General features: G+C 68.3%; 22 protein-coding genes. 12 read left to right on the top strand and 10 right to left on the bottom strand.

Annotated elements, in window-relative coordinates; translation table 11 throughout:
• Nucleotides 1–24: 24 nt before the first annotated feature.
• From JDV09_RS04795 to JDV09_RS04785, 3 genes are all read right to left on the bottom strand, one after another.
• Nucleotides 25–1,116, bottom strand: a complete 1,092-nt coding sequence (locus JDV09_RS04795; protein ID WP_221367973.1) for a 2-oxoacid:ferredoxin oxidoreductase subunit beta — start codon at nucleotides 1,114–1,116, stop codon at nucleotides 25–27.
• Nucleotides 1,113–3,059, bottom strand: a complete 1,947-nt coding sequence (locus tag JDV09_RS04790) for a 2-oxoacid:acceptor oxidoreductase subunit alpha (RefSeq protein ID WP_221367972.1) — start codon at nucleotides 3,057–3,059, stop codon at nucleotides 1,113–1,115. Before JDV09_RS04790 ends, JDV09_RS04795 begins: the two co-directional genes overlap by 4 nt.
• Before the next feature lie 328 nt (nucleotides 3,060–3,387).
• A complete protein-coding gene (locus JDV09_RS04785; protein ID WP_221367971.1) occupies nucleotides 3,388–4,398 on the bottom strand; it encodes a LacI family DNA-binding transcriptional regulator in 1,011 nt (336 codons plus the stop codon).
• A 93-nt stretch (nucleotides 4,399–4,491) separates the two neighbouring features.
• On the opposite strand from JDV09_RS04785, the gene JDV09_RS04780 reads away from it, so the two are divergent.
• The 4 genes from JDV09_RS04780 to JDV09_RS04765 are packed head-to-tail and all read left to right on the top strand — an operon-like array spanning nucleotide 4,492 to nucleotide 8,535.
• Nucleotides 4,492–5,676 (top strand): phytanoyl-CoA dioxygenase family protein, encoded by a 1,185-nt coding sequence (locus JDV09_RS04780; RefSeq protein ID WP_221367970.1) that lies wholly within the window; start codon nucleotides 4,492–4,494, stop codon nucleotides 5,674–5,676.
• The gene (locus JDV09_RS04775) at nucleotides 5,673–6,701 is read left to right on the top strand and encodes a Gfo/Idh/MocA family protein (RefSeq protein WP_221367969.1); all 1,029 of its coding nucleotides are present in this window, start codon (nucleotides 5,673–5,675) and stop codon (nucleotides 6,699–6,701) included. The genes JDV09_RS04780 and JDV09_RS04775 overlap by 4 nt, the downstream gene beginning before the upstream one ends.
• Nucleotides 6,698–7,576, top strand: a complete 879-nt coding sequence (locus JDV09_RS04770; RefSeq protein WP_221367968.1) for a sugar phosphate isomerase/epimerase family protein — start codon at nucleotides 6,698–6,700, stop codon at nucleotides 7,574–7,576. The genes JDV09_RS04775 and JDV09_RS04770 overlap by 4 nt, the downstream gene beginning before the upstream one ends.
• The gene (locus JDV09_RS04765; RefSeq protein WP_221367967.1) at nucleotides 7,573–8,535 is read left to right on the top strand and encodes a Gfo/Idh/MocA family protein; all 963 of its coding nucleotides are present in this window, start codon (nucleotides 7,573–7,575) and stop codon (nucleotides 8,533–8,535) included. Before JDV09_RS04770 ends, JDV09_RS04765 begins: the two co-directional genes overlap by 4 nt.
• On the opposite strand, the gene JDV09_RS04760 is transcribed toward JDV09_RS04765, so the two are convergent.
• On the bottom strand, nucleotides 8,532–9,731 hold the full coding sequence (locus JDV09_RS04760; protein WP_372452852.1) for a LuxR C-terminal-related transcriptional regulator: 1,200 nt from the start codon (nucleotides 9,729–9,731) through the stop codon (nucleotides 8,532–8,534). The genes JDV09_RS04765 and JDV09_RS04760 overlap by 4 nt on opposite strands.
• A 144-nt stretch (nucleotides 9,732–9,875) precedes the next feature.
• Here JDV09_RS04760 and JDV09_RS04755 point away from each other — a divergent pair, with 144 nt between their 5' ends.
• On the top strand, nucleotides 9,876–11,111 hold the full coding sequence (locus JDV09_RS04755; RefSeq protein ID WP_221367965.1) for a cytochrome P450: 1,236 nt from the start codon (nucleotides 9,876–9,878) through the stop codon (nucleotides 11,109–11,111).
• Entirely contained in the window at nucleotides 11,108–11,536 is a 429-nt protein-coding gene (locus JDV09_RS04750; RefSeq protein WP_221367964.1) for a nuclear transport factor 2 family protein, read from the top strand. The genes JDV09_RS04755 and JDV09_RS04750 overlap by 4 nt, the downstream gene beginning before the upstream one ends.
• Nucleotides 11,537–11,559: 23 nt before the next feature.
• On the opposite strand, the gene JDV09_RS04745 is transcribed toward JDV09_RS04750, so the two are convergent.
• The 5 genes from JDV09_RS04745 to JDV09_RS04725 form a co-directional block, all read right to left on the bottom strand.
• Nucleotides 11,560–11,706, bottom strand: coding sequence for a hypothetical protein (locus tag JDV09_RS04745; RefSeq protein WP_221367963.1), 147 nt, complete (start codon nucleotides 11,704–11,706; stop codon nucleotides 11,560–11,562).
• A gap of 166 nt (nucleotides 11,707–11,872) precedes the next feature.
• Nucleotides 11,873–12,697: an ATP-binding cassette domain-containing protein gene (locus tag JDV09_RS04740; RefSeq protein ID WP_221367962.1), complete on the bottom strand. Its 825-nt coding sequence runs from the start codon at nucleotides 12,695–12,697 to the stop codon at nucleotides 11,873–11,875.
• Between the two features lie 4 nt (nucleotides 12,698–12,701).
• Nucleotides 12,702–13,760: an ABC transporter permease gene (locus JDV09_RS04735; RefSeq protein ID WP_221367961.1), complete on the bottom strand. Its 1,059-nt coding sequence runs from the start codon at nucleotides 13,758–13,760 to the stop codon at nucleotides 12,702–12,704.
• Nucleotides 13,761–13,786: 26 nt separating this feature from the next.
• Nucleotides 13,787–14,773: a substrate-binding domain-containing protein gene (locus JDV09_RS04730; RefSeq protein ID WP_221367960.1), complete on the bottom strand. Its 987-nt coding sequence runs from the start codon at nucleotides 14,771–14,773 to the stop codon at nucleotides 13,787–13,789.
• Between the two features lie 167 nt (nucleotides 14,774–14,940).
• Nucleotides 14,941–15,930 carry a LacI family DNA-binding transcriptional regulator gene (locus JDV09_RS04725; RefSeq protein ID WP_372452851.1) on the bottom strand — a complete coding sequence of 330 codons (990 nt, stop codon included), beginning with the start codon at nucleotides 15,928–15,930 and terminating at the stop codon, nucleotides 14,941–14,943.
• Between the two features lie 106 nt (nucleotides 15,931–16,036).
• Here JDV09_RS04725 and JDV09_RS04720 point away from each other — a divergent pair, with 106 nt between their 5' ends.
• Nucleotides 16,037–16,822 carry a TIM barrel protein gene (locus tag JDV09_RS04720; RefSeq protein WP_221367958.1) on the top strand — a complete coding sequence of 262 codons (786 nt, stop codon included), beginning with the start codon at nucleotides 16,037–16,039 and terminating at the stop codon, nucleotides 16,820–16,822.
• A gap of 78 nt (nucleotides 16,823–16,900) precedes the next feature.
• On the opposite strand, the gene JDV09_RS04715 is transcribed toward JDV09_RS04720, so the two are convergent.
• A complete protein-coding gene (locus tag JDV09_RS04715) occupies nucleotides 16,901–17,632 on the bottom strand; it encodes a GntR family transcriptional regulator (protein WP_221367957.1) in 732 nt (243 codons plus the stop codon).
• A gap of 154 nt (nucleotides 17,633–17,786) precedes the next feature.
• On the opposite strand from JDV09_RS04715, the gene iolC reads away from it, so the two are divergent.
• The 5 genes from iolC to JDV09_RS04690 are packed head-to-tail and all read left to right on the top strand — an operon-like array spanning nucleotide 17,787 to nucleotide 23,529.
• Nucleotides 17,787–18,773, top strand: a complete 987-nt coding sequence (iolC, locus tag JDV09_RS04710) for a 5-dehydro-2-deoxygluconokinase (RefSeq protein WP_221367956.1) — start codon at nucleotides 17,787–17,789, stop codon at nucleotides 18,771–18,773.
• A complete protein-coding gene (locus JDV09_RS04705; RefSeq protein ID WP_221367955.1) occupies nucleotides 18,766–19,650 on the top strand; it encodes a Cgl0159 family (beta/alpha)8-fold protein in 885 nt (294 codons plus the stop codon). Before iolC ends, JDV09_RS04705 begins: the two co-directional genes overlap by 8 nt.
• A gap of 2 nt (nucleotides 19,651–19,652) precedes the next feature.
• Nucleotides 19,653–20,555, top strand: coding sequence for a 5-deoxy-glucuronate isomerase (iolB, locus tag JDV09_RS04700; protein WP_221367954.1), 903 nt, complete (start codon nucleotides 19,653–19,655; stop codon nucleotides 20,553–20,555).
• A 4-nt stretch (nucleotides 20,556–20,559) separates the two neighbouring features.
• The gene (gene iolD / locus JDV09_RS04695) at nucleotides 20,560–22,509 is read left to right on the top strand and encodes a 3D-(3,5/4)-trihydroxycyclohexane-1,2-dione acylhydrolase (decyclizing) (RefSeq protein WP_221367953.1); all 1,950 of its coding nucleotides are present in this window, start codon (nucleotides 20,560–20,562) and stop codon (nucleotides 22,507–22,509) included.
• 9 nt (nucleotides 22,510–22,518) lie between these two features.
• A complete protein-coding gene (locus JDV09_RS04690) occupies nucleotides 22,519–23,529 on the top strand; it encodes a Gfo/Idh/MocA family protein (RefSeq protein WP_221367952.1) in 1,011 nt (336 codons plus the stop codon).
• The last annotated feature ends 27 nt before the right edge of the window (nucleotides 23,530–23,556 follow it).

Here is a 23,556-nt window from a genome sequence, read left to right as displayed (position 1 = left end):
TTAGCGCAGCGCTCCCGCCGTCAATCAGTCGACAGTCCAGGTGTCCTTGCCGCGCAGCAGCGTCTGTAGCGCGGCGGTGTCGTGTGGCCTGGCCTCACGTGCCATCGAGATCTGCTGGCGGGCGGCGTCGTCGTAGGTCGGCTTGTTCACCTGCCGGAAGATGCCCATCACCATGTGGTCGAGGTTTTGCTCCGAGAGCCGCGAGAGCGCGAACGCGTAGGCCGAGTCCTCGAGCTGGGCGTCGTGCACGACGATCTCGTCGGCGGCGACCTCGGCGGTCTTGGCGATCTCCAGCCCGTACCCGGACTTGACCACGCAGTACTCGCCGTCGGCGCCGAAGGTGATCGGCTCGCCGTGGCTGATGTTGACCAGCCGTTCCTCGGCACCCTCCTTACGCAGCGCGTCGAACGAGCCGTCGTTGAAGATCGGGCAGTCCTGCATGATCTCGACCAGCGCCGCGCCGCGGTGTGCGGCGGCCGCACGCAGCACCTCGGACAGACCCTTGCGGTCGGAGTCCAGCGCGCGCCCGACGAAGGTGGCCTCGGCGCCCAGCGCCAGCGACACCGGATTGAACGGGTAGTCCAGCGAACCCATCGGCGTGGACTTCGTGATCTTGCCGACCTCCGAGGTCGGCGAGTACTGGCCCTTGGTCAGACCGTAGATCCTGTTGTTGAACAGCAGGATCGTGATGTTGATGTTGCGCCGCAGCGCGTGGATCAGGTGGTTGCCGCCGATCGACAGCGAGTCGCCGTCACCGGTGACCACCCACACCGACAAATCCGGACGGGCCAGCGCCAGACCGGTCGCGATCGTCGGAGCCCGGCCGTGGATCGAGTGGAAACCGTAGGTCTCCAGGTAGTACGGGAATCGGCTCGAGCAGCCGATGCCGCTGACGAACGCGATGTTCTCGCGGCGCAGACCCAGCTCGGGCAGGAAGTTGCGGATGGTGTTGAGGATGACGTAGTCACCGCAGCCGGGGCACCAGCGGACCTCCTGGTCACTGGTGAAGTCCTTGGCCTTCTGCGGATCGTCGGTGGTCGGCACCAGGCTGGTCTTGGTCAACCCGGCCGGGGTCAACCCCAGGTCGCTGCCAATCAGATCCGTCGTGTCTGTCATGCGTTCGCTCCCATTGCGCTCTCCACGGTGGCCGCCGCGAGCCGCGCGAACTTGGCCTTCTCGATTTCCTTCTCCGGCAGTGTCCCGTCCAGCGCCGAGTCGATGATGCCCTCGACCTCGTCGGCCAGGAACGCCATCCCCTCGACCTTGGTCACCGACTGGACGTCGACGAGGTACTTGCCCCGCAACAGCAGTGCCAGCTGGCCCAGGTTCATCTCCGGCACGACCACCGACGGGTAGCTCCGCAGCACCTCACCGAGGTTGGCCGGGAACGGGTTGAGGTGGCGCAGCTGCGCGTGGGCGACCTTGATGCCCTTGCGCCGCGCCCGGCGGCACGCCTCGCCGATCGGGCCGTAGCTGCTGCCCCAGCCGAGCAACAGCAGCTCGGCGTCGCCGGTGGGATCGTCGACCTCCAGATCCGGAACGGTGATCCCGGCAACCTTCTCGTGCCGCAGCCGCACCATCAGGTCGTGGTTCTTGGGCTCGTAAGAGATGTTGCCCGAGCCGTTGGCCGACTCCAGCCCACCGATACGGTGCTCCAGCCCCGGCGTACCCGGGATGGCGAACTGGCGGGCCAGGGTCTCCGGGTCGCGCGCGTACGGCTGGAACGGCTCGCCTTCCTTGGCGAAGGTGTGCTCGATGGGCTCGAAGCCGCCGACATCCGGGATACGCCACGGCTCGGAGCCGTTGGCGATCGCACCGTCGGACAGGATCATCACCGGGGTGTGGTAGTTGATCGCGATCCGGACGGCCTCCACGGCGATCTCGAAGCAGTCCGACGGAGACCGCGGGGCCAGCAGGGCCACCGGAGATTCACCGTTGCGGCCGAACATGGCCTGCAGCAGGTCGGCCTGCTCGGTCTTGGTCGGCAGACCGGTGGAGGGCCCACCGCGTTGCACGTCGATGACGATCAGCGGCAGCTCGGTCATCACGGCCAGCCCGATCGCCTCCGACTTCAGCGAGATGCCGGGGCCCGACGTGCTGGTCACACCCAGCGCGCCGCCGTAGGACGCACCGATCGCCGCCCCGATGCCGGCGATCTCGTCCTCGGCCTGGAAGGTCATCACGTTGAAGTTCTTGTGCTTGGACAGCTCGTGCAGGATGTCCGAGGCCGGGGTGATCGGGTAGGTACCGAGGATCACCTGCACGTCGGCGAGCAGCCCGGCGGTCACCAGCCCGTAGGCCAGCGCGGAGTTGCCGGAGATCTGACGGTATTCGCCGGTCTCGAGCTTCGCGGGCGACACCTCGTAGGTGGTGCCGAAGGCCTCGGTGGTCTCGCCGTAGTTCCAGCCGGCCTTGAGCGCCAGCACGTTGGCCTCGGCGATCTCGGGCTTGCGGGCGAACTTCTCCCGGATGAAGGACTCGCTGTGCTCCAACTCGCGTCCGTACATCCACGACAGCAGGCCGAGCGCGAACATGTTCTTGGCCCGCTGCCCGTCTTTCTTGGTCGCACCGATGGCCTCGACCGCGCCCATCGTCAGCGTGGTCATCGGCACGGCCTGCACGACGTAGTCGGAGAGGTCGCCATCTTCCAGCGGGTTGGCGTCGTAGCCGACCTTGGCGAGATTGCGCTTGGTGAACTCGTCGGAGTTGGCGATGATCAGGCCGCCGCGGGGCAGGTCGGAGACGTTGGCCTTCAACGCGGCGGGATTCATCGCCACCAGTACGTCGGGCCGGTCACCGGCGGTCAGGATGTCGTAATCGGCGATCTGGATCTGGAACGACGACACACCGGGCAGCGTGCCCTGGGGGGCGCGGATCTCGGCCGGGTAATTCGGTTGCGTCGCAAGGTCGTTGCCGAAGAGCGCCGCCTCCGAGGTGAACCGGTCTCCGGTGAGCTGCATGCCGTCACCGGAGTCACCGGCGAAGCGGATGACGACCTTCTCGAGCTTCTGCCGAGGCGTCTGCGCAGGGGAGCCCGCCCCAATGCCGTTGTCTGCCACGCGCCTACCTTCCGCTGTGTCTCCGGGACCTCAGGGGCCCCGGTTCCGGCGAACGCCCCCAAGTCGCTGTCGGTCCGACGCGCCGTCGTTGAGCGTTCACCAAAGTTTGGTGTCACTGCCGGTACCGATTATGGCATCTTCCTTAGTCCGCCCCATACCGGACGCGCGGGTGACCAGCGGGTGACGTTGTGTCGAACGCACTGCTCAGCGGCTCGTAACACGGCACAATGAGACAATATTGTGTTATTCGTCACGTTTCAGGGAGATTTCCTGGCCGTGCCAATTCTTAGAATCGGTTACCAATCAGTAGCCACCAGCTAGCACTCCACTAATAGTGCGACGGGATGTTGTACGGCGTGATGACCTGGATCGGGACCGGGCGGGCCGGCTCGACCGGCAAAGCGCCCCGCTCCTGCAGGACCAGCCGGATCGCCAGGCGCGCATCCGCACGCAGGTCGTTGTGCAGCACCGCCGAGATCCGGCCCTCGCGCAGCAGTCTCCGATTGTCGGCATCCAGGTCGTGGGCCACGAAGACCCTGCAAGCCCTTCCCAGCTGCTCGAAGGCTGCCACGGTCGCGGTGTTGCCGCCGCCCACCGAGTAGACGGCCTGCACCCCGGGGTTGGCCTCGAGGGCCTCCAGCACCAGACGCTCGTTGGTGGCGTCGATGCCGTCACTGTCGCTGACCTCGACGATCGCCCGACCGGAGTTGCGCAGCCCTGACCGGAACCCGACCTCGCGCTCACCCTCGCCGCGGAACACCGTCCGGCTCAGCGTGATGAGCACGTCCGACGGCGCGTCCGCCAACCACTGGTGCACCAGGTATGCGGCGGTCACCCCGGCGCCGTGGTTGTCGATGCCGACGTAGGCACACCGCGCGCTGGCCGGCACGTCGGTCGCGTAGGTCACCACCGGCACCCCCGACTCGACCAGACGGTCGACGGCCCCGGCCACCTCGGGTTCGTCCTGCGCCTTGAGCACCACCCCGTGGCTACCCCGGATGCGCCCCAGAGCCTCGACCATCTGTTCGGCGGAACCCGACTCCCACAGGTGGAAACGGGCCCGCACCATGGCCGGGGCGAAAGCGGGCAGTTCGGCCTCGACGGCGGCGCGGAATGCGTCGGAGAAGCGCCGCGGGGTCTGCATGACCACGTCGATGAGGTAACGGCGCCCGTTGAGCCGCAACTGCGCGCGCTGCTTGTCCAGGTCCGCAATGGCCTGGTTGACCTCGGCCACGGTGTTCTCCCGCACGCCCGGGCGGTTGTGCAGCACGCGGTCGACCGTCGCCTCGGACAGGCCGGACTGCTGGGCGATCTCCCGGACCTTGTAACGGTGCGCCACCCTCGTCCCCCTCCCGCACCCCGTCCCATATGAGGTGTTTTTGATGGTTTCATGCCGTTGAATGCGGCGCCGATCACAGCAAGACTATCCGCCATGGCAACACCTTTGCGATCCCGGCACACCACCGTCTCCCCGTGGATCGGCGACGCGGACCTGGACATCGACACGTTCCGGGCGCAGGTCGGCACCGAGACCCGGCTCGCCGACTACCCCAACGCCGACGACGTCCGCGGCAACGTGCTGGTCTACTCGGCCGAGTCGATGGCGCGCCGCGCCGCCGGCGGTGACCGGCGGGCACTCCAGGCCGAACTGATCCGGGCGCTGGCCGACGGGCCCGGGGTCGTGGTGTTCTCCGGCGCGTTCGACACCGACGTCATCGACCGCGCCAGCGCGGCGTTCTTCGACATCATCGAGGCCCAGCGTGCCGGCGGGCAGGCGGCCGGCGACCACTTCGGCAAGCCCGGCGCCAACGACCGGATCTGGAACGCCGCGCAGAAGCTGGCCCTGCACGACCCCGCGGCGTTCGCCGACTACTACGCCAATGACGCGCTCGCCGTGGTGTGCCAGGCCTGGCTGGGCCCCCGCTACCAGGTCACCTCCCAGGTCAACGTCGTCAACCCTGGCGGCAAGGCGCAGATCCCGCACCGCGACTACCACCTCGGTTTCGTCGCCGACGAGCAACTGGCCGACTATCCGGCCCACGTCCACCGGACCTCGCCGGTGCTGACGCTGCAGGGCGCCGTCGCACACTGTGACATGCCGGTGGACAGCGGGCCGACGATGCTGCTGCCGCACTCGCAGCGCTTCGCCGGCGGCTACATCGCGTTCAACCGGCCGGAGTTCATCGAGTGCTTCGCCGACCACCACGTGCAACTGCCGCTGCGCAAGGGCGACGCGGTGTTCTTCAACCCGGCGCTCTACCACGGCGCCGGGGCCAACGTCTCGACCGGTGTTCGGCGCATCGCCAACCTGATGCAGATCAGCTCGCCGTTCGGCCGGGCGATGGAGGCACTGGACCGCACCGCGATGGTGCGCGCGGTGTACCCCGTGCTGCGGCAGATGCGCGCCGCCGGACGGCCGGCCCACGAGCTGACGAACATCGTGGTGGCCACCGCCGAGGGCTACGCGTTCCCGACCAACCTCGACAGCGATCAGCCGATCGGCAGCCTGGCCCCGCCCAGCCAGGTGGACACCGTGCTCGACGCGCTCGCGCGTGACCTCACCGAAGAAGACCTCACCGTCGCACTCGGCGACCAGAACGAACGGAGAACCCCATGACCACACTCGGCCTGATCGGGCTCGGCCGCATCGGCGCATTCCACGCCGAGACACTGAGCAACCTGCCGGAGGTGTCCGGCCTGCTCATCACCGACGAACGCCCCGAGGTCGTCGGCCAGGTGGCCGCCAAGTACGGCGCCACCCCGGTCGGCTCGGTGGCAGAACTGCTGTCCTCGGGCATCGACGGCGTGGTGGTCGCCGCGGCCACCCCGGCGCACGCGCAGCTGACGCTGGCCGCCGTCGAACGCGGTCTGCCGACGTTCTGCGAGAAGCCGATCGCATCGACCGCCGCCGAAAGCGCCCGGGTCGCCGACATCATCGGCCGCTCCGGGGTGTCGGTCCAGGTCGGCTACCAGCGCCGCTTCGACGCCGCGTTCGCCGCGGTCAAGCGCGCGGTGGATGACGGCTCACTGGGAGCGCTGCACACCGTGCGCAGCACCACGATGGACCCGGCTCCCCCGCCGATGGACTACATCAAGGGCTCGGGCGGCATCTTCCGGGACTGTGCGGTGCACGACTTCGATGTCATCCGCTGGGTCACCGGCCAGGACGTCGTCGAGGTCTACGCCACCGGCAGCGTGCAGGGCGACCCGCTGTTCACCGAGTACGGCGACGTCGACACCGCGGCGATCGTGGCGCGGTTCGACGGCGGCGCCCTGGGCGTGGTGTCGGCCGCACGCTATAACGCCCGCGGTTACGACTGCCGGCTCGAGGTGCACGGGTTCGACGACACCGTCGCCGCCGGCTGGGATCAGGGGGTGCCGGTGCGCAACGTCGACCCGGCGAATTCGGGCCCATCCGGATTCCCGTCGGGCCAGCCACACCACTTCTTCATGGACCGGTTCACCGAAGCCTTCCGCGCCGAGTTGAGCGAGTTCGTCAAGGTCGTTCAGGGCGGCCCGGTCCGGGGCGCCACGGTTGCCGACGCGGTGGAGGTCGCGTGGATCGCCGAGGCCGCCACCGAGTCACTGCGCCGGGGCGTCCCGGTGTCGATCGAGTCGGTCCGCAAGGAGGCACTGCAGTGAGGATCGCGGGTGCACCGATCTCGTGGGGCGCGTGCGAGGTGCCCGGCTGGGGCTACCAGATGGCGCCGGAGCGGGTGCTCACCGAGATGCGCCGGGCCGGGCTCACCGCCACCGAACTGGGCCCGGACGGCTTTCTTCCGTCCGACACCGCGGCGCTGGTGTCGCTGCTCGACGGTTACGGCCTGAGCTGTGTCGGCGGGTTCGTGCCCGTGGTGCTCTTCGACCCCGACCATGACCCGATGGACGAGCTCGCCGGACCGCTGGAGTCGCTGGTCGCCGCGGGCGCCGGTGTGGTGGTGCTGGCCGCCGCCACCGGGTCCGACGGCTACGACGCGCGCCCGGAACTGACCGAGAAGCAATGGCAGACATTGCTCTCCAACCTGGACCGGCTCTCCGCCGTGGTTGCCGAGCGCGGCCTCGTCGCGGTGCTGCACCCGCACGTCGGCACCATGGTGGAGAACCGCGCCGAGGTCGACCGCGTGCTGGCCGGATCGGACATCGGCCTGTGCCTGGACACCGGTCACCTGCTGATCGGCGGGACCGACCCGCTGGAGCTCGCCCGTCAGGTGCCCGAACGCGTCAAGCACGCGCACCTCAAGGACGTCGACGCGAAGCTGGCGGCAAAGGTCCAGTCCGGGGAGATCACCTACACCCAGGGCGTCGCGGCGGGCATGTACGTGCCGCTGGGAGCCGGCGACGTCGACATCGCCGCTATCGTGAAGTCGTTGGAGGACAACGGTTTCGACGGCTGGTACGTGATGGAGCAGGACAACATCCTCAACGCCGAGCCCACCGGTGACGCCCAGGACGGACCGCTGGCCGACGTGCTGGCCAGCGTGGCGTTCCTGCGGCAGGCCGCGGGCGTGTCGGTATGAACCTGCGCATCGGCGTTCTCGGCGCCTCCCGCATCGCGGAGTCGGCGATCGTCGGCCCAGCCCAGGACCTGGGCCACCGCCTGGTCGCGGTGGCCGCCCGGGATCCACTGCGCGCCAAGGATTTCGCCGACAAGTACGGTGTCGAACGGGTGCTGGCGTCCTACCAGGACGTGATCGACGACCCCGAGGTCGACGTGCTCTACAACCCGCTGGCCAACTCGCTGCACGCACCGTGGAACCTGGCTGCGGTGCGGGCAGGTAAACCGGTGCTGACCGAGAAGCCGTTCGCCCGCAACCGCGCCGAGGCACAGCGGGTCGCCGACGCGGCCGCCGCGGCCGGTGTCACGGTGATGGAGGGTTTCCACTACCTGTTCCATCCGGTCACCCGGCGCGCGCTGCAGCTGGCGGCCGACGGCACCCTCGGCGAGCTGTGCCGCGTCGAGGTCCGGATGGGCATGCCCACCCCGCAGCCCGGCGATCCGCGCTGGTCGCTGGAACTCGCCGGTGGCGCGCTGATGGATCTCGGCTGCTACGGCCTGCACGTCATGCGCCGGTTCGGCACACCGACCGTGACCGCGGCGACGGCGGTGCAGCGCAGCCCGGGCGTCGACGAACGCTGCGACGTCGAAGTCGCCCTCGACTCCGGGGCGACGGGCCTGGCCACCCACTCGATGGTCGACGACGAGTACTCGTTCACGCTGCGGGTGATCGGCGAGACCGGAGAAGCGCTGGTGCACAACTTCATCAAGCCGCACGAGGACGACCGGGTGACGATCAGCACCGCCGGCGGGACCACCGTCGAGCACCTGGGCCGGCGGATGTCCTACACCTATCAGCTGGAGGCCTTCGCCACACACCTGCTCACCGGTGCGCCGATGCCGCTGGACGCCGCCGACGCGGTCGCCAACATGGCGCTGATCGACGAGGCCTACCGCGCGGCCGGCATGCAGCCGCGCTAACCCGACCACCCGTCCGGAACGCTGGCCAGCCGCACGTACGCCGAGGCGGCCTCGGCGCGGTTGGTGGCGTGCAGTTTTCGCAGCACCCGCTTGACGTGGGACTTCACCGTACCCGCCGAGATCACCAACTCGTCGGCGATCTGCTGGTTGGTGCGGCCCGCGGCCATCAACCGCAACACCTCGACCTCCCGGCGGGTCAGCATCGCCAGCACCCGGGTCTGCACCTCGGCCAGCGACCGCGCCGCCGGGCCCCGCTCGACCGGTTCGACCTTGCGCAGGTCCAGGTCGGCGTCCTGCAGTGCGCGGGCGGCGTCGTCGGCGGATTTCAGCGCGCTGCGCACCTCGGCGTGCTGGCGGCGCATCCGTTCCAGCAGCACGGTGCGCTCGAAGGCGTAGCCGAAGCCCTCGGCGAACGCCCATACCGTGTCGCGGTCGATCTCGTCGACCTGCCGCCCGGAATACAACCGGTCGGCATGCAGGAACCCGATCACCTTGCCGGTCGGCATCACCGGGGCCGCGACGTAGGAGTGGGTCATCGAGAAGTCGATGATGGGCCGGTTGACGCGCGGATCGTTGCGGGCGTCGCGCACGATCGCCGGGGCGTGCCTGCGGATCATCTCGGTCTCCAGCAGCATGTGGTTCAGCGGCGGCGCCACCGACTGCGCGAACGCCACCATCTTCTCGGCGCCGTCGCTGTCGTCACCGAAATAGGCGGACTCCATCACCATCCGCCCCTCGTGGACCCGGAACAGCACCGCGCGGTCGAAGCCGCACGACTCCACCAGCTCGCGGGGCGCCCGGTCGACGATCGTCGCGACGTCGTCGACGACCCGCAGCTTGCTCAGCCCCTCCTGAACCTGAAGCAGTGCGAAGGTGCGCCGCCGCGCGCCGTCCTCGATCAGCTCGCGCTCCAGTGATGCGAGGTCCAGGACGGCGTCCAGGGCGTTCAGCGCGTCCTCGTCCCCCGCGGATTCGAGCGCGTTGCGCACCACCGTCGCCTTCGCATCGACCGCCTCGGCGACCATCGAGATCGGGTCGTCATCGGCGGCGGGGTCACCGCAGCCAAGGGTTTCCCGGTAGCGGCGGACGGCATCGGAGTCCTGCGCCGGCCGCGACGCCCACCCCGGATGGTCGCCGTCGACCAGAGCATCGATCGTCGGTGAGTCGAGGGCTGGGGAATCGGAGTCGCCATGCACAACCGCCACGGTGACGACTGTCCTCCGACCCGGCCCGGTTCGCCGACGAATGGCCCGACTGCGCGCCGATTGGCCTCATACGGGGGCACGAGTGCACTCCTACGGGGGATCGATTCGGACCACCCGATGGCGGAGGCTGATGGCATGGAAACCGCGACCGTTTCGGCCCTCGACCTGCTGACCACTCCCGACGGGATCGCCGATCCCTACCCGCTCTACGACCGACTGCGCCAACTCTCCCCCGTCGCCGGCTATCGCGACTGGCCGCCCGGAACCATCCCCGGCGCCGACGAGCCGGTCACCGCGTGGGCGCTGTTCACCTACGACCAGGTCTTCGCCGCGACGCGGGACGCCGCCACCTTCTCCTCCCGGGATCCGCTGCAGGAGGCGTCCTCGGCGCCGAGCCTGATGCTGGTCAACACCGACAACCCCAAGCACGACGTCGAGCGCAAGCTGGTGAGTCAGGCGTTCTCGCCGCGGCGGGTCAAGCGGCTTGAGGGCTGGCTGAACCGATTGGTGCCCACGCTGCTCGACGAGCTGGGCGACGGCGTCGTCGACGTGATGCAGTTCGCTCCCGAGATCCCGACCCGCGCGATGGTGCGCCTGCTCGGACTGCCCGACGGAGACCATGTGCGCTTTCGGCAGTGGGCCAATGCCTTCATGCTGTCGTCGTCGTTGACCCCCGAGGAGCGCATCGCCAGCAACACCGAGATGGTGGCGGCGTTCGCCAACCGGCTCGCCGAACACACCGCACGGCTGGCCGAGCACAGCCCCGCCGACGACGTCGACGATGCCGAGGACCTGATCTCCGCGCTGCTGCGCGCCGAGGTCGACGGGCAGCGGCTCACCCCCGAGGAGATCGTCCGGTTCTGCGTCACGCTGGTCGTCGCCGGGAGCGAGACGACCACGTTTCTGATCGGAAACCTGTTGCACGCCTTGGCGCGTGAACCGCGGATCACCGAGCGCCTGCGCGCGGACCGCGGTCTGCTCGACGTCTTCGTCGAGGAGACGATGCGGCTCGACGGCCCTCCGCAGCGCCTGTTCCGGATCGCCACCCACGACGTCGAGATCGGGGACAAGCTGATCCGCGCGGGTGACTGGGTGGCGCTGTTCTTCGGGTCGGCCAACCGCGATCCGCAGGTGTTCCAGAACCCGAACGTGCTCGACCTCGACCGGCCCAACATCCGCCAGCAGCTGTCGCTGGGCCACGGCCTGCACTTCTGCCTCGGCGCGTCGCTGGCCCGCCTCGAGGTCATCGCCGTGCTCAACGCGGTGCTCGACCGCTACCAGACCATCGCACTGACCGAAGATCCGGGCACGAAGCAGACCGCGAGTCTGTTGACCCACGCCTACGTCCGGCTGCCGCTGCGGCTGTCATGACCACCGCCACGCGCGAGGCGCGCAACATCGAGGCGACCAAGGCGATCTACGCCGCGGTTCCGGCCGGCGATCTGCAGACCGCGTTGGATCTGATGGACCCCGAGGTGCGGATCACCTATTACGGGGTCGACCAGATCCCGTATGCCGGTGACTACCGGGGCATCGACGAAGCGGTGACGTTCTTCACCAGGGTCGGCGAGTCGATCGCCATCACCGAGATGGAGGCCTGGACGTTCATCGCGCAGGGCGACGAACTGGCGACCTGGGGCCGGCAGCGGTTCCGCCGGCTGGCGACCGGGCATGAGTGGGAATCCGAGTTCGCGCACATCATCACGCTGCGCGACGGGCGCTGGCTGCACTTCCGCGACTTCATGAACTCGGCGCTGACGCTGCGGGCGTTCACGCCGGCACCGATCGTCGGCTGATCGGTGCCGCGTCCCGCACCGGGTCAGTCGGCCTGACGGTCGGGTGACGCAGCGCGACGTTCGTGCCAGCGCAGCCGCAGCAACAGCAGGTTGCGGTGGGCACGCCACCCCGCCGACAGCGGGTCACGCCAGACGGGAGCGTCCGCCTGAGGTTCGAGATCCCTGTCCATGTCGCCCATTGTGCCGTCGATACCGCGGGATGGCCCGCCGATGCGGGCAGCGTCACCATGTCGAGACCGTGAACGTCGCCCGACCGCAACCTGACGGTCAGTTCCGGCTGAACGCGCACCGGCCCGCCGACCGGCGGGTCGACGGGCCAGTGGGTTGCGCCGCGGGTCAGTCGCGGTCACCGCGCAGCTCGTGGGTCAGCGCCTCGAGCTCGTCACCGCCGGCCATCTGCTGGGTCAGGTGCTCCAGCGTGATGTCGTCGTAGGTGCAGTCCAGGGTCTGGCGCCCACGGTTCAGCAGCACGAAGTGGTCGCCCACCATGTGCGCGTGGTGCGGGTTGTGGGTGATGAAGACCACACCGAATCCGGCCTCCTTGGCCGCCGAGATGTACTTGAGCACCACCCCGGACTGCTTGACACCCAGTGCCGCGGTGGGCTCGTCGAGAATCAGCACCCGGGCCCCGAAGAACACCGCCCGCGCGATCGCCACACACTGCCGCTGACCACCGGACAAGGAGCCGATCGGGACGTCGACGTCGGGCAGGTCGATGCCCATCTTCGACAGTTCGGTCAGAGTGGTGGCCCGCATCGCGTTGGCGTCCAGAGAGAACGGGAACGTCTTCTTGCGTAGCTCCTGGCCCAGGAAGAAGTTCCGCCACACCGGCATCAGCGGCACGACCGCCAGGTTCTGGTACACCGTGGCGATGCCCTTCTCCAGCGCGTCGGCCGGCGAGCCGAACTTGGTCGGCTTGCCGTCGACCAGCAGTTCACCATCGGTTTGCTGGTGCAGACCGGCGATGATCTTGATCAGCGTGGACTTGCCCGCACCGTTGTCACCGAGGATCCCGGTGACCTCACCGGCGTGTACCCGCAGGCAGATGTCCTTGAGCGCGGTGATGTTGCCGTAGGACTTGCCGACGTTCTTCAGCTCGACCAGGGGCACCTTGCCGCCGGACTGTGCGTCGCTGCTGGGCTTTTCGACAGAGATGGTCATCGGATCACTTCTTCGCTGCGTAGTTACGGAAGGCGTTGTTGGCGATCACCGCGAACAGCAGCATCGCGCCCAGGAAGAACTTGAACCAGTCCGGGTCCCACCCGGCGTACACAATGCCCTGATTGGTCATGCCGAAGATGAACGCACCGATGGCGGCGCCGATCGCGGTGCCGTAGCCGCCGGTGAGCAGGCAGCCACCGATGACCGCGGCGATGATGTAGAAGAACTCGTTGCCGATGCCCTGACCGGACTGCACCGTGTTGAACGAGAACAGCAGGTGCATGCCGACGAACCAGGCACAGAATCCGACGAACATGAACAACCCGATCTTGACCTTGGTCACGGGCACGCCGACCGCGCGGGCGCTCTCCGCGTCACCGCCGACCGCGAAGATCCAGTTGCCGATCTTGGTTTTGAACAGGACGTAGGTCGCCACCGCGGTGAAGACGAGCCACCACACCACCGTGATGCGGATGCTGACGTTGCCGATGGTGAACGACGACGCGAAAACCGCACCCGCAGAGTCCCAGCCCTGCATGTCGCTGACGCTCTGGGTGGCGACCTGACCGGCGACCAGCTTGGTGACGGCCAGGTTGATACCGGCGAGCATGAAGAAGGTGCTCAACGTGATCAGGAAGCTGGGGATCTTGGTCTTCATGACGAGGAAGCCGTTGAAGAAGCCGACGCTCAGCGCCAGGATCAGCGCCAGCGCGGCACCGACCCACAGGTTCAGGTGAAGGTTGTAGGCCAGCATGGAGGCCGCCAGCGAACTGAACGTCACCGCCACACCCGTCGACAGGTCGAACTCGCCACCGATCATCAGCACCGCGACTCCGCAGGCCATGATCCCGATCGTCGAACTGGCGTACAGCACGGTGGCCAGCGACGCGGCCTCGCGGAACGGTCCGGCCACGATCATGAAGAGGATGAAGATCGCGATCGCACCGATCGCCGCGCCCACCTCGGGTCGGATCAGCAAGCGTTGCAGCCGGTTCCGTTCCTTGACCCGTTCGTCGCGGACCACTTTGTGATGGGTGGCGTCCAAGTCTGCTTGTGTACTCATCAGATTTCCCTTGTCTGAACGCGCCGCTACCGCGTTCCACCCTTGGCGTACTCGGCGACAGCGTCGATGTTGGTCACGTCGATGAATGCCGGCCCGGTCAGCGTCGGCTGCCCGCCGCCGATGATGTTGCCGTTGGTCAGATACAGCCACAGGGAGTCCACGGCGAGATAGCCCTGCAAGAAGGGCTGCTGGTCGACGGCCCACTGCACATCACCGCTCTGGATGGCCTCGACGAGCGCGGCATTGGTGTCGAAAGTGCCGATCCTGGCGTTGCTGCCGGCGTTCTGCGCCGACTGCACCGCGGTCAACGCGAACGGCGCGCCGAGCGTGACGACGTAGTCGATGCTCGGGTCCTGCTGCAGCTTGGCGGTGATGGTGGATTCCACCGACGGCATGTCCTTGCCGTTGACGTTGAGGATCTCGGTGGCCGGGAAGGTATTCGTCACACCGGCGCAACGGGCTTCGAGGTCGACGTGGCCCTGCTCCTGGATCACGCACAGGGCCTTGGTGGCGCCCTCGTCGCGGAGCCGGTCGCCGACTCCCTGGCCCGCGATGTAGCCCGACTGGCCGAAGTACTCCATGACGCCCATGTCCGCCCAGGCGTCCATGCCGGCGTTGAACGCCACCACGGGGATGCCCTTCGCCTCGGCGGCCTCGACCGCCGCCTTCATCGCGTCGGGCTTGGCGAGCGTGACCGCGATGCCGTCCACACCGCTGTCGATGGCAGCCTGCACGAGGTTGGCCTGGTTGGGAGCCTCGGGGTCGTTGGAGTAGCGCAGCTCGATGTTGTCCTTCTGAGCTGCGGTCTCCGCGCCCTTGCGGATCAGATCCCAGAACGAGTCGCCGGGAACCTCGTGGGTGATCATCGCGAAGGTCATCCGCGGGGTGTCGACGGTGCCGCCGCCGGAACCGTTCCCGGACTGCTCGGGCGCACCCCCGGTGCTCGAGCACGCCGCCAGTCCCAGCGCCAGAACGCCTGCTCCCGCGATCGACGCGAGCCGCTTGAACGTCATTGGTCTCTCCTTGTCGTCGAGTTCTCCGCGACGCCCACGTCCGACCCGGTGCGGGTTAGTGCCGAGCGACACGCCTCATTGCAGATGTAATACGCCTCACAGCGGAAAGTCAAGACTTTGTCCTGACATTAGGACCGCAAGTCATCCTGCTTTCATGTTCTCGCAGGTCACGGTGTCGCGGGTGCCGTCGACCTACGAACGATCAACGTCGGCTCGCGAACAATGTCGATCGGCCGCTGGTCGGCGAGGGTTCCGTCGAGGCGACCCACGACCCGCTCCACCGCGGCAGCCGCCAACCCGACCGAGTCCTGGCGAACGGTGGTCAACTCGATGTGCGCCAACCCGGCCAGCGGGCTGTCATCGAATCCCATGACCGAAATCTTCTGTGGCACAGAGATTCCCGATCTGATGAGAACATCCATCACCCCCAGCGCGCAGCGATCGTTGAACGCGAAGACGACGTCGGGCAGCTCGCCCGTCCGCACCAGTTCCGCCGCTGCCGCCGCGCCCTCCCGCTCGGTGAGCCCGCCCGGGCTGATGAGCTCGGGCACACCGGCGGCCCGCACCGCGCGGCGGTAGCCGCGCAGGCGCTCGGCGGCCCCCGGCGCACCGCCCCCGTCGAGATACAGGATCCGGCGGTGGCCGAGACCCACCAGATGCTCGATCCCGAGCACCGTGCCAGCGGTGTCATCACTGCGCACCGCGTCCACCCCGCGCACCCGCCGGGCCACCACGACCAGCGGTACCCGGGCGGCCAGGTCGATGAGCGCGCCCGCCCGCATCTGCGAGCCGATGAGCACCAGGCCTTCGCACCGGTCGTCGACCAGGGTGCGCACCGCTCGGGGTTCGTCGCGGTGCGGTGTCACGGCGCTGAGCACGACGTCGTAGCCGAGCGCCTCGGCCGCCACGTAGACACCGTCGAGAAGGTCGGCGTGGAATTCCTGACCCGCCGTGAAGGTCAGCCCGATGAGCTTGGTGCGGTGCTGACGCAGTCGACGAGCCCGCGGATCGGGGCGATAGCCGATCTCGTCGGCGGCCCGCTTGACCCGTTCGCGGGTGGCCGCGCTGGCCCCCTCCGCATCGCGCATCACGATCGACACCAGCGACCGCGACACCCCCGCCCGTTCGGCGACGTCCTCGAGCGTCGGCCTGCGCACCACCCACCGAGCCTAGAACGTTCCAGGCCGATCGTTGACGGATTCCCGTGCGCGGCCTACGGTACTAGCCGTACTAGAACGTTCTAGTCGAAGATGGGGTATCGCAATGGGTGGATTCCAGCTGGCGGCGTGTTCGGAGATGCTCTTCACCGACCTGCCGATCATCGACCGCGTCAAGCGCATCGACGAGCTCGGATTCGCCGTCGAGATCTGGAGCTGGCATGACAAGGATCTGGCGGCGCTGGCCGGCACCGGCGCGACGTTCACCTCGATGACCGGCTACCTGCACGGCGATCTGATCGATCCGCAGACATGCGACGAGGTGGTGCGTACCGCCGAGCTGAGCATCAAAGCCGCTGAGACGCTGGGTGTCACGCGGCTGAACCTGCACACCGCCGAGCTCGTCGACGGTCAGGCGGCCCGGCCGAGGCAGCGGGCTACCGGTCAGATGTGGCTGACCGCGGCACGCACGCTGGAGCGCATCGGTGACCTCGGCGCGGCGGCGGGCGTGCAGTTCTGCGTGGAGAACCTCAACACTATCGTCGACCATCCCGGTGTGCCGCTGGGCCGCGCGAAGGACACGCTGGCACTGATCGAGGGCGTCGGCCATCCGAACGTCAGGATGATGCTCGACCTGTATCACGCCCAGATCGGCGAGGGGAACCTGATCGAGCTGGTGCGGCGCTGCGGCGATGCGATCGGCGAGATCCAGGTGGCCGACGTGCCCGGGCGGTGCGAGCCCGGCACCGGCGAGATCAACTACCCGGCGATCGCGGCGGCACTGCGCGACATCGGCTACACCGGGACCATCGGCATGGAGGCCTGGGCGAGCGGGGCCGGCTCGGCGGGCAGCGAGGCCGCCCTGGAGGCCTTCCGAACCGCCTTCTCCTGACCCCCTCTTCCGCCGAACTGGCATTCCGGCAGGACTTTTCTCGCAAAAGTCCTGCCGGAATGCCAGTTCGGCACCGGGTCAGCGGTCGACGAGCGTGGTGTCGAAGTAGTAGCGCGACGCCCGATAACAGTGGTTGCCGTACTCGACGGCGGCGCCTGAGTCGTCGAACGCGGTACGCGCCATCGTCAGCAGCGGCGCGTTGGGCTTCTCGTCGAGCAGCTGCGCCTCGGCGCGCGTGGCGCTGCGGGCGCCGATGCGCTGGCGGGCCAGCCGGATGTGCACGCCGCGGGCTCGCAGCGACTGATAGAGCCCGTTGGACTCCAGCTCGTCGGCGTCCGGCGCGATATCGGCGGGCAGGTGGTTGATCATCAGCGCCAGCGGTTCGCCGTTAGCGCAGCGCAGCCGGTGGATCGAGGCCACCTCGCGGTCGGCGGCGAGGTTCAGCTCGCGGGCCACCTCCTCGTCGGGCGGGCCCACGTGGTACTCCAGCAGCCGGGTGGTGGGCTCCTGGCCGGCCCGGGCCAGGTCGTCGAAGAGGCTGGTCAGCTCCACGCGCCGGTGCACCGGGTTCTGCACGACCTGCGTGCCGACCCCGCGCTTGCGCACCAGCAGGCCCTTGTCGACCAGTTCCTGGATGGCCCGGCGGGTGGTGGGCCGCGACAGCGTAAGGCGTTTGGCCAGCGCGAGCTCGTTCTCGAACCGGTCGCCCGGGGAGAGTTCGCCGTCGCGGATGGCGGCCTCGATCGCCTGGGCGAGCTGATAGTAGAGGGGAACAGGGCTTGACCTGTCGAGCTCCACCGTCAGGGGCACGTCGGCTCCGATCTCGAGTAGGGCGAGACAACAGTAGCTGCATCCTAACACCGCATGCCAGAAAGATAGAATGTCAGGACAAAGTCTTGACATGGTGCCGTGACACAGGGCACAGTCATTACAGCCACCCACACCAACCGTCGGAGTGACTTTCATGACCAATCAGCCATATGACGTGCTCGCCATCGGGCGATGCGGCGTCGACGTGTACCCGCTCCAGGTCGGAGTCGGCCTGGAGGATGTCGAGACCTTCGGGAAGTTCCTCGGCGGCAGCGCCGCGAACGTCGCGGTCGCGGCCGCCCGACTGGGCAACCGATCCGCCCTGATCTCCGGCGTCGGCGACGATCCGTTCGGCAGGTACGTACGCGCCGAACTCGCGCGCCTCGGCGTGGACAACCGGTATGTCGGCACCGACACCGAGTTCCCCACCCCGGTGACGTTCTGCGAGATCTACCCGCCGGACGACTTCCCGCTGTACTTCTACCGCAAGCCCAGCGCCCCGGACCTGCAGCTGCGGGCCGATGACATCGACGCTGACGCGGTCGCCTCCGCGCGGCTGTTCTGGGCGACGGTCACCGGGCTGTCCGAAGAGCCCAGCCGCAGCGCGCATTTCGCCGCATGGCGGGCTCGCGATGAGCGCTCGCGCGAAGACCGGGCACCGCTGACGGTGCTCGACCTCGACTACCGGCCGATGTTCTGGTCCTCGCCCGCCGCCGCCACCGAGCAGGTGCAGCGGGCGCTGGCCCACGTCACCGTCGCTGTCGGGAACCGAGAGGAGTGCGAGATCGCCGTCGGCGAGACCAACCCGCACAAGGCCGCCGATGCGCTGCTGGACCTCGGGGTCGAGATCGCCATCGTCAAACAGGGTCCGCGCGGGGTGCTCGGCAAGAGCCGCCGGTCGTCGGTCACCGTGCCGCCCAACGAGGTCGACGTCGTCAACGGCCTGGGTGCCGGGGACGCATTCGGCGGGAGCCTGTGCCACGGCCTGCTCAACGGCTGGTCGCTGGAGAAGACCCTGCGCTACGCCAACGCCGCCGGCGCCATCGTGGCCGGCCGGCTCGAATGCTCGACCGCGATGCCGACCGCCACCGAGGTGGCCGATCTCGCCGAGCAGACCGCTGTGGAGGCCGTCAATGTCTGAATCCGTACGCTGCCGCGACTACGCCGAGGTCACCGAGGTCCGCGCCCATGACCCGGCCGCGATCGCGCGGGCGTGGCAGGAGCGCACGACGCGGCCCACGTTGCGCGGCAACGGAAGACTGATGATCGTGGCCGCCGACCATCCGGCCCGTGGGGCGCTGGCCGTCGGATCGCGCCCCACCGCGATGAACAGCCGTACCGACCTGCTGGACCGGCTGCGCGCCGCGCTGGCCGACCCCGGCGTGGACGGCGTGCTGGCCACCGCGGACATCCTCGACGACCTGCTGCTGCTGGGCGCGCTCGAGGACAAGGTGGTGTTCTCCTCGTTCAACCGGGGCGGGCTGGCCGGCGCGTCGTTCGAGCTCGACGACCGGATGACCGGCGCGACCGCGGCGTCCACGGCGGTGGCGAGGATGAACGGCGGAAAGATGCTGTGCCGCATCGATCTCGACGACGCCGGCACGGTCGCCACCATGACCGCGTGTGCGAAGGCCGTCGACGAGCTGGCCGCGCACGGCCTGATCGCGATGCTGGAGCCGTTCATGTCCAGCCGCGTCAACGGCAGGGTCCGCAACGACCTGTCCCCCGACGCGGTGATCAAGTCGGTGCACATCGGCCAGGGCCTGGGCGCCACGTCGGCGTATACCTGGATGAAGCTGCCCGTCGTCGACGAGATGGACCGGGTGATGGAGTCCACGACCATGCCGACCCTGCTGCTCGGCGGCGACCCGGCCGATCCCGACGAGGCGTTCGCCAGCTGGGAGAAGGCGCTGGCGCTGCCGTCGGTGCGGGGCCTGATCGTAGGCCGGACCCTGCTCTATCCGCCCGACGACGATGTCAGCTCCGCGGTCGCGACCGCGGTGGCAATGGTGAGGTGATCATGCACTACATAGACTCCGCTCCTAGCGTCCGCAGCGAGTTGTACATCCCCGCGGGCAGCGCCGATGCCCCGTTCACGGTCGCCATCACGCCCGAGGACGCCGGCTGGTCGGAATCCTCGTTGCATGTCGTCGACCTCGGGAGCGGCGGCGAGGTCGCACTGAACACCCGTGACAACGAGGTGATGATCCTGCCGCTCTCGGGCGGCGGCACCGTGCAGTGCGGCGGTGAGTCGTTCGAGTTGACCGACCGGGCATCGGTTTTCGACGGTCCCGCCGACATGGTCTACCTCGGCATCCTGCAGGCCTATCGGCTGTCGGGCCACGGGCGCATCGCGGTGTGCGGTGCGCGCGCGACAGCCTCGTTCCCCAACCGGCGGGTGGCCGCCGCCGATGTCGCCGTCGAACTGCGTGGCGCAGGAAACTGCAGCCGGCAGGTGCACAACTTCGGCACCGCGACGACGTTCGAGGCGGATTCACTCATCGCCTGCGAGGTGATCACGCCGGGCGGGAACTGGTCGAGCTATCCGGCACACAAGCACGACGAGAACACCGAGGTCGAGACCCAGCTGGAGGAGATCTACTACTTCGAGATCGACGACAGTCCCGTCGGTACAACGGGATTCGGCTACCACAGGGTCTACGGCACCCCGGAACGCCCGATCGAGGTGCTCGAAGAGGTTCGCTCCGGGGACGTGGTCCTGGTGCCGCATGGGTACCACGGTCCGTCCATCGCCGCGCCCGGCCACCACATGTACTACCTCAACGTGATGGCCGGCTCGGGTCCCACCAGGGCCTGGCTGATCTGCGACGACCCCAACCACACCTGGCTGCGCGGCAGCTGGGAGCACCAGGAAATCGACCCCCGGCTGCCGTTCGGCGCCGGCGCTAGCGAAGGAGCCTGAACCCGTGGTTTCCACCGCACCCAAGTCGACCGAAAAGCTCGCCGACACCGAGAAGACCGTCCGGCTCACCGTCGCCCAGGCGACCGTGCGGTTCCTGGCCAACCAGTACGTCGAACGTGACGGCGTGCGGCACAAGTTCTTCGCCGGCTGCTTCGGGATCTTCGGCCACGGCAACGTGGCCGGCATCGGGCAGGCATTGCTGCAGGACGAGGTAACGGCCGTCGAGGCGGGCGTCGAGCCCGGGCTGAAGTACGTGCTGGGCCGCAACGAACAGGCCATGGTGCACACCGCGGTGGCCTATGCCCGCCAGCGGGATCGGCTGCAGGCGTGGGCGGTCACCGCCAGCGTCGGTCCCGGCGCCACCAACATGCTCACCGGCGCGGCGCTGGCCACCATCAACAGGCTTCCGGTACTACTGCTGCCGTCGGACACCTTCGCCACCCGCGCCAGCGCACCGGTGCTGCAGGAGCTGGAGTTGCCCTCCAGCGGCGACGTCACGGTCAACGACGCGTTCAAGCCGTTGTCCCGGTACTTCGACCGGGTGTGGCGGCCGGAGCAGCTGCCCGCGGCGCTGCTGGGTGCCATGCGGGTGCTGACCGATCCCGCCGATACGGGTGCGGCGACGGTCGCGCTCCCCCAGGACGTGCAGGCCGAAGCCTTCGACTGGCCGGAATCGCTGTTCGCCGAGCGGACCTGGCACGTCGGCCGCCCGCTGCCGGAGCGCAGCGTGATCGCCCGTGCCGCCGAGGTGATCCGGTCGGCACGCAAGCCGTTGATCGTCGCCGGCGGCGGCGTGATCTACTCCGGGGCGAACGACGCCCTGGCGCAGTTCGTCGCGCAAACGGGCATCCCGGTGTGCGAGAGCCAGGCCGGTAAGGGGTCGTTGCTGCACGACGATCCGCGTTCGGTGGGCGCGGTGGGCTCGACCGGCACGACGGCGGCCAACGCACTGGCCAGTGACGCCGATGTGATCATCGGGATCGGCACCCGGTACAGCGATTTCACGTCCGCGTCGCGCACCGCGTTCAACAACCCGGACGTGCGGTTCGTCAACATCAACGTCGCCTCGCTGGACTCCGTCAAGCAGGGAGGCATCAGCGTCGTCGCCGACGCCCGTGAATCCCTCGAGGTCCTGACCGAGCTGCTGGGCGACTTCTCGGTCAGCGACGAATACCGCTCGCGCATAGGCACATTGATGACCGAGTGGAACGACACCGTCTCGGAGGTGTATCGCACCGAGGACGGGGTGCCGCTCAATCAGAACCAGGTGATCGGGCTGGTCAATACGCTGTCCGATCCCCGCGACATCGTGGTGTGTGCGGCGGGGTCGATGCCGGGAGATCTGCACAAGCTGTGGCGGATGCGCGACCGCAAGGGCTACCACGTCGAGTACGGCTACTCGTGCATGGGTTACGAGATCGCCGGCGGCATCGGCGTGCGGATGGCCGCTCCTGATCGCGACGTGTTCATCATGGTCGGCGACGGTTCGTATCTGATGATGGCCACCGAGTTGGTCACCGCCGTGCAGGAAGGCGTCAAGGTCATTCCGGTGCTGGTGCAGAACCACGGCTTCGCGTCGATCGGCGGGCTGTCGGAATCGCTCGGGTCGCAGCGGTTCGGCACCGCGTACCGGTACCGCAGCTCCGACGGCCGCCTCGACGGCGACCGGCTGCCCGTGGACCTCGCCGCGAACGCGGCGAGCCTGGGCGCCGATGTAATCAAGGTCGGCACGGCCGCTGAGTTCAGCGACGCGGTCAAGGTCGCCAAGGCCAGTGACCGCACCACGGTGATCTACGTTGAGACCGATCCGCTGATCTACGCCCCGGACAGCCACTCCTGGTGGGACGTACCGGTTTCCGAGGTGTCGACGCTTCAGTCGACACAGCAGGCCTACCAGCGCTACGCGGACTGGAAGAAGGTCCAGCGCCCACTGATCAATCCCTCTGATCGCTGAGGAACACCGATGTCTGAGAGCAACGACCTGCGGGTCGCAGTGCTCGGGGTGGGCGCCATGGGCGCCGACCACGTCGCCCGGATCACCTCCCGCATCTCCGGCGCACGCGTGGTGGTGGTCAACGACTACCTGACCGAGAAGGCCGACGAGGTCGCCGCCGGGATCGACGACTGCCGCACGGTCGCCGACCCGCTGGACGCGATCGCCGATGCCGAGGTCGACGCCATCGTGCTGGCCACCCCGGGCACCACGCACGAGAAGCAGCTGCTGGCCTGCCTCGAGCACCGCAAGCCGGTCTTGTGCGAAAAGCCCTTGACCACTGATGTTTCCACGTCACTGAACATCGCCCGGCGGGAAGCCGAACTGGGTCGCGCGCTGATCCAGGTCGGCTTCATGCGGCGCTTCGACGAGGAGTACATGCAGCTGAAGGCCCTGCTGGATGCCGGCGAACTGGGCCGGCCGCTGGTCATGCACTGCGTGCACCGCAACGCCGCCGTGCCCTCCTACTTCGACAGCACGCTGATCGTCAAGGACTCCCTGGTCCACGAGGTAGACGTGACGCGGTTCTTGTTCGAAGAGGAGATCGCCAGCGTGCAGATCATCGCGCCGTCATCCAATCCCGTTGCACCCCAGGGGGTCGTCGATCCGCAGATCGCGATCCTGCGGACGGCGTCCGGCAAGCACGTCGACGTGGAACTGTTCGTCACCACCGGGGTGGGGTACGAGGTCCGGACCGAGTTGGTCGGCGAACGCGGCAGCGCGATGATCGGGCTCGACGTCGGGCTGGTCCGCACCGCCACACCGGGCATCCGGGGCGGCCGGATCACCCCCGGATTCCGCGAACGCTTCGGCCGGGCCTACGACATCGAGATCCAGCGCTGGGTCGACGCGGTCCGTTCCGGCATCAATGTCGATGGCCCGACCGCATGGGACGGCTACGCCGCCGCCGCCGTGTGCGCCGCCGGCGTCGAATCACTCGAGTCCGGCCTGCCCGTCGACGTGCAGCTCGCAGACCTCTGACCGGCAATCCAAGAGAGAATGAGAAAC

This window comes from Mycolicibacterium xanthum, from assembly GCF_019710635.1.
GTDB classification, from domain to species: Bacteria; Actinomycetota; Actinomycetes; order Mycobacteriales; family Mycobacteriaceae; genus Mycobacterium; species Mycobacterium xanthum.
Note: the sequence above shows the minus strand (reverse complement) of the source record. Positions and strands in the feature narration are given on the sequence as shown.

Coding starts and splice junctions, on each gene's coding strand:
- JDV09_RS04795 (WP_221367973.1), bottom strand. CDS start 1,116: ATGACAGACACGACGGATCTGATTGGCAGCGACCTGGGGTTGACCCCG.
- JDV09_RS04780 (WP_221367970.1), top strand. CDS start 4,492: ATGGCAACACCTTTGCGATCCCGGCACACCACCGTCTCCCCGTGGATC.
- JDV09_RS04775 (WP_221367969.1), top strand. CDS start 5,673: ATGACCACACTCGGCCTGATCGGGCTCGGCCGCATCGGCGCATTCCAC.
- JDV09_RS04765 (WP_221367967.1), top strand. CDS start 7,573: ATGAACCTGCGCATCGGCGTTCTCGGCGCCTCCCGCATCGCGGAGTCG.
- JDV09_RS04755 (WP_221367965.1), top strand. CDS start 9,876: ATGGAAACCGCGACCGTTTCGGCCCTCGACCTGCTGACCACTCCCGAC.
- JDV09_RS04750 (WP_221367964.1), top strand. CDS start 11,108: ATGACCACCGCCACGCGCGAGGCGCGCAACATCGAGGCGACCAAGGCG.
- JDV09_RS04745 (WP_221367963.1), bottom strand. CDS start 11,706: ATGGACAGGGATCTCGAACCTCAGGCGGACGCTCCCGTCTGGCGTGAC.
- JDV09_RS04740 (WP_221367962.1), bottom strand. CDS start 12,697: ATGACCATCTCTGTCGAAAAGCCCAGCAGCGACGCACAGTCCGGCGGC.
- JDV09_RS04735 (WP_221367961.1), bottom strand. CDS start 13,760: ATGAGTACACAAGCAGACTTGGACGCCACCCATCACAAAGTGGTCCGC.
- JDV09_RS04730 (WP_221367960.1), bottom strand. CDS start 14,773: ATGACGTTCAAGCGGCTCGCGTCGATCGCGGGAGCAGGCGTTCTGGCG.
- JDV09_RS04720 (WP_221367958.1), top strand. CDS start 16,037: ATGGGTGGATTCCAGCTGGCGGCGTGTTCGGAGATGCTCTTCACCGAC.
- iolC (WP_221367956.1), top strand. CDS start 17,787: ATGACCAATCAGCCATATGACGTGCTCGCCATCGGGCGATGCGGCGTC.
- JDV09_RS04705 (WP_221367955.1), top strand. CDS start 18,766: ATGTCTGAATCCGTACGCTGCCGCGACTACGCCGAGGTCACCGAGGTC.
- iolB (WP_221367954.1), top strand. CDS start 19,653: ATGCACTACATAGACTCCGCTCCTAGCGTCCGCAGCGAGTTGTACATC.
- JDV09_RS04690 (WP_221367952.1), top strand. CDS start 22,519: ATGTCTGAGAGCAACGACCTGCGGGTCGCAGTGCTCGGGGTGGGCGCC.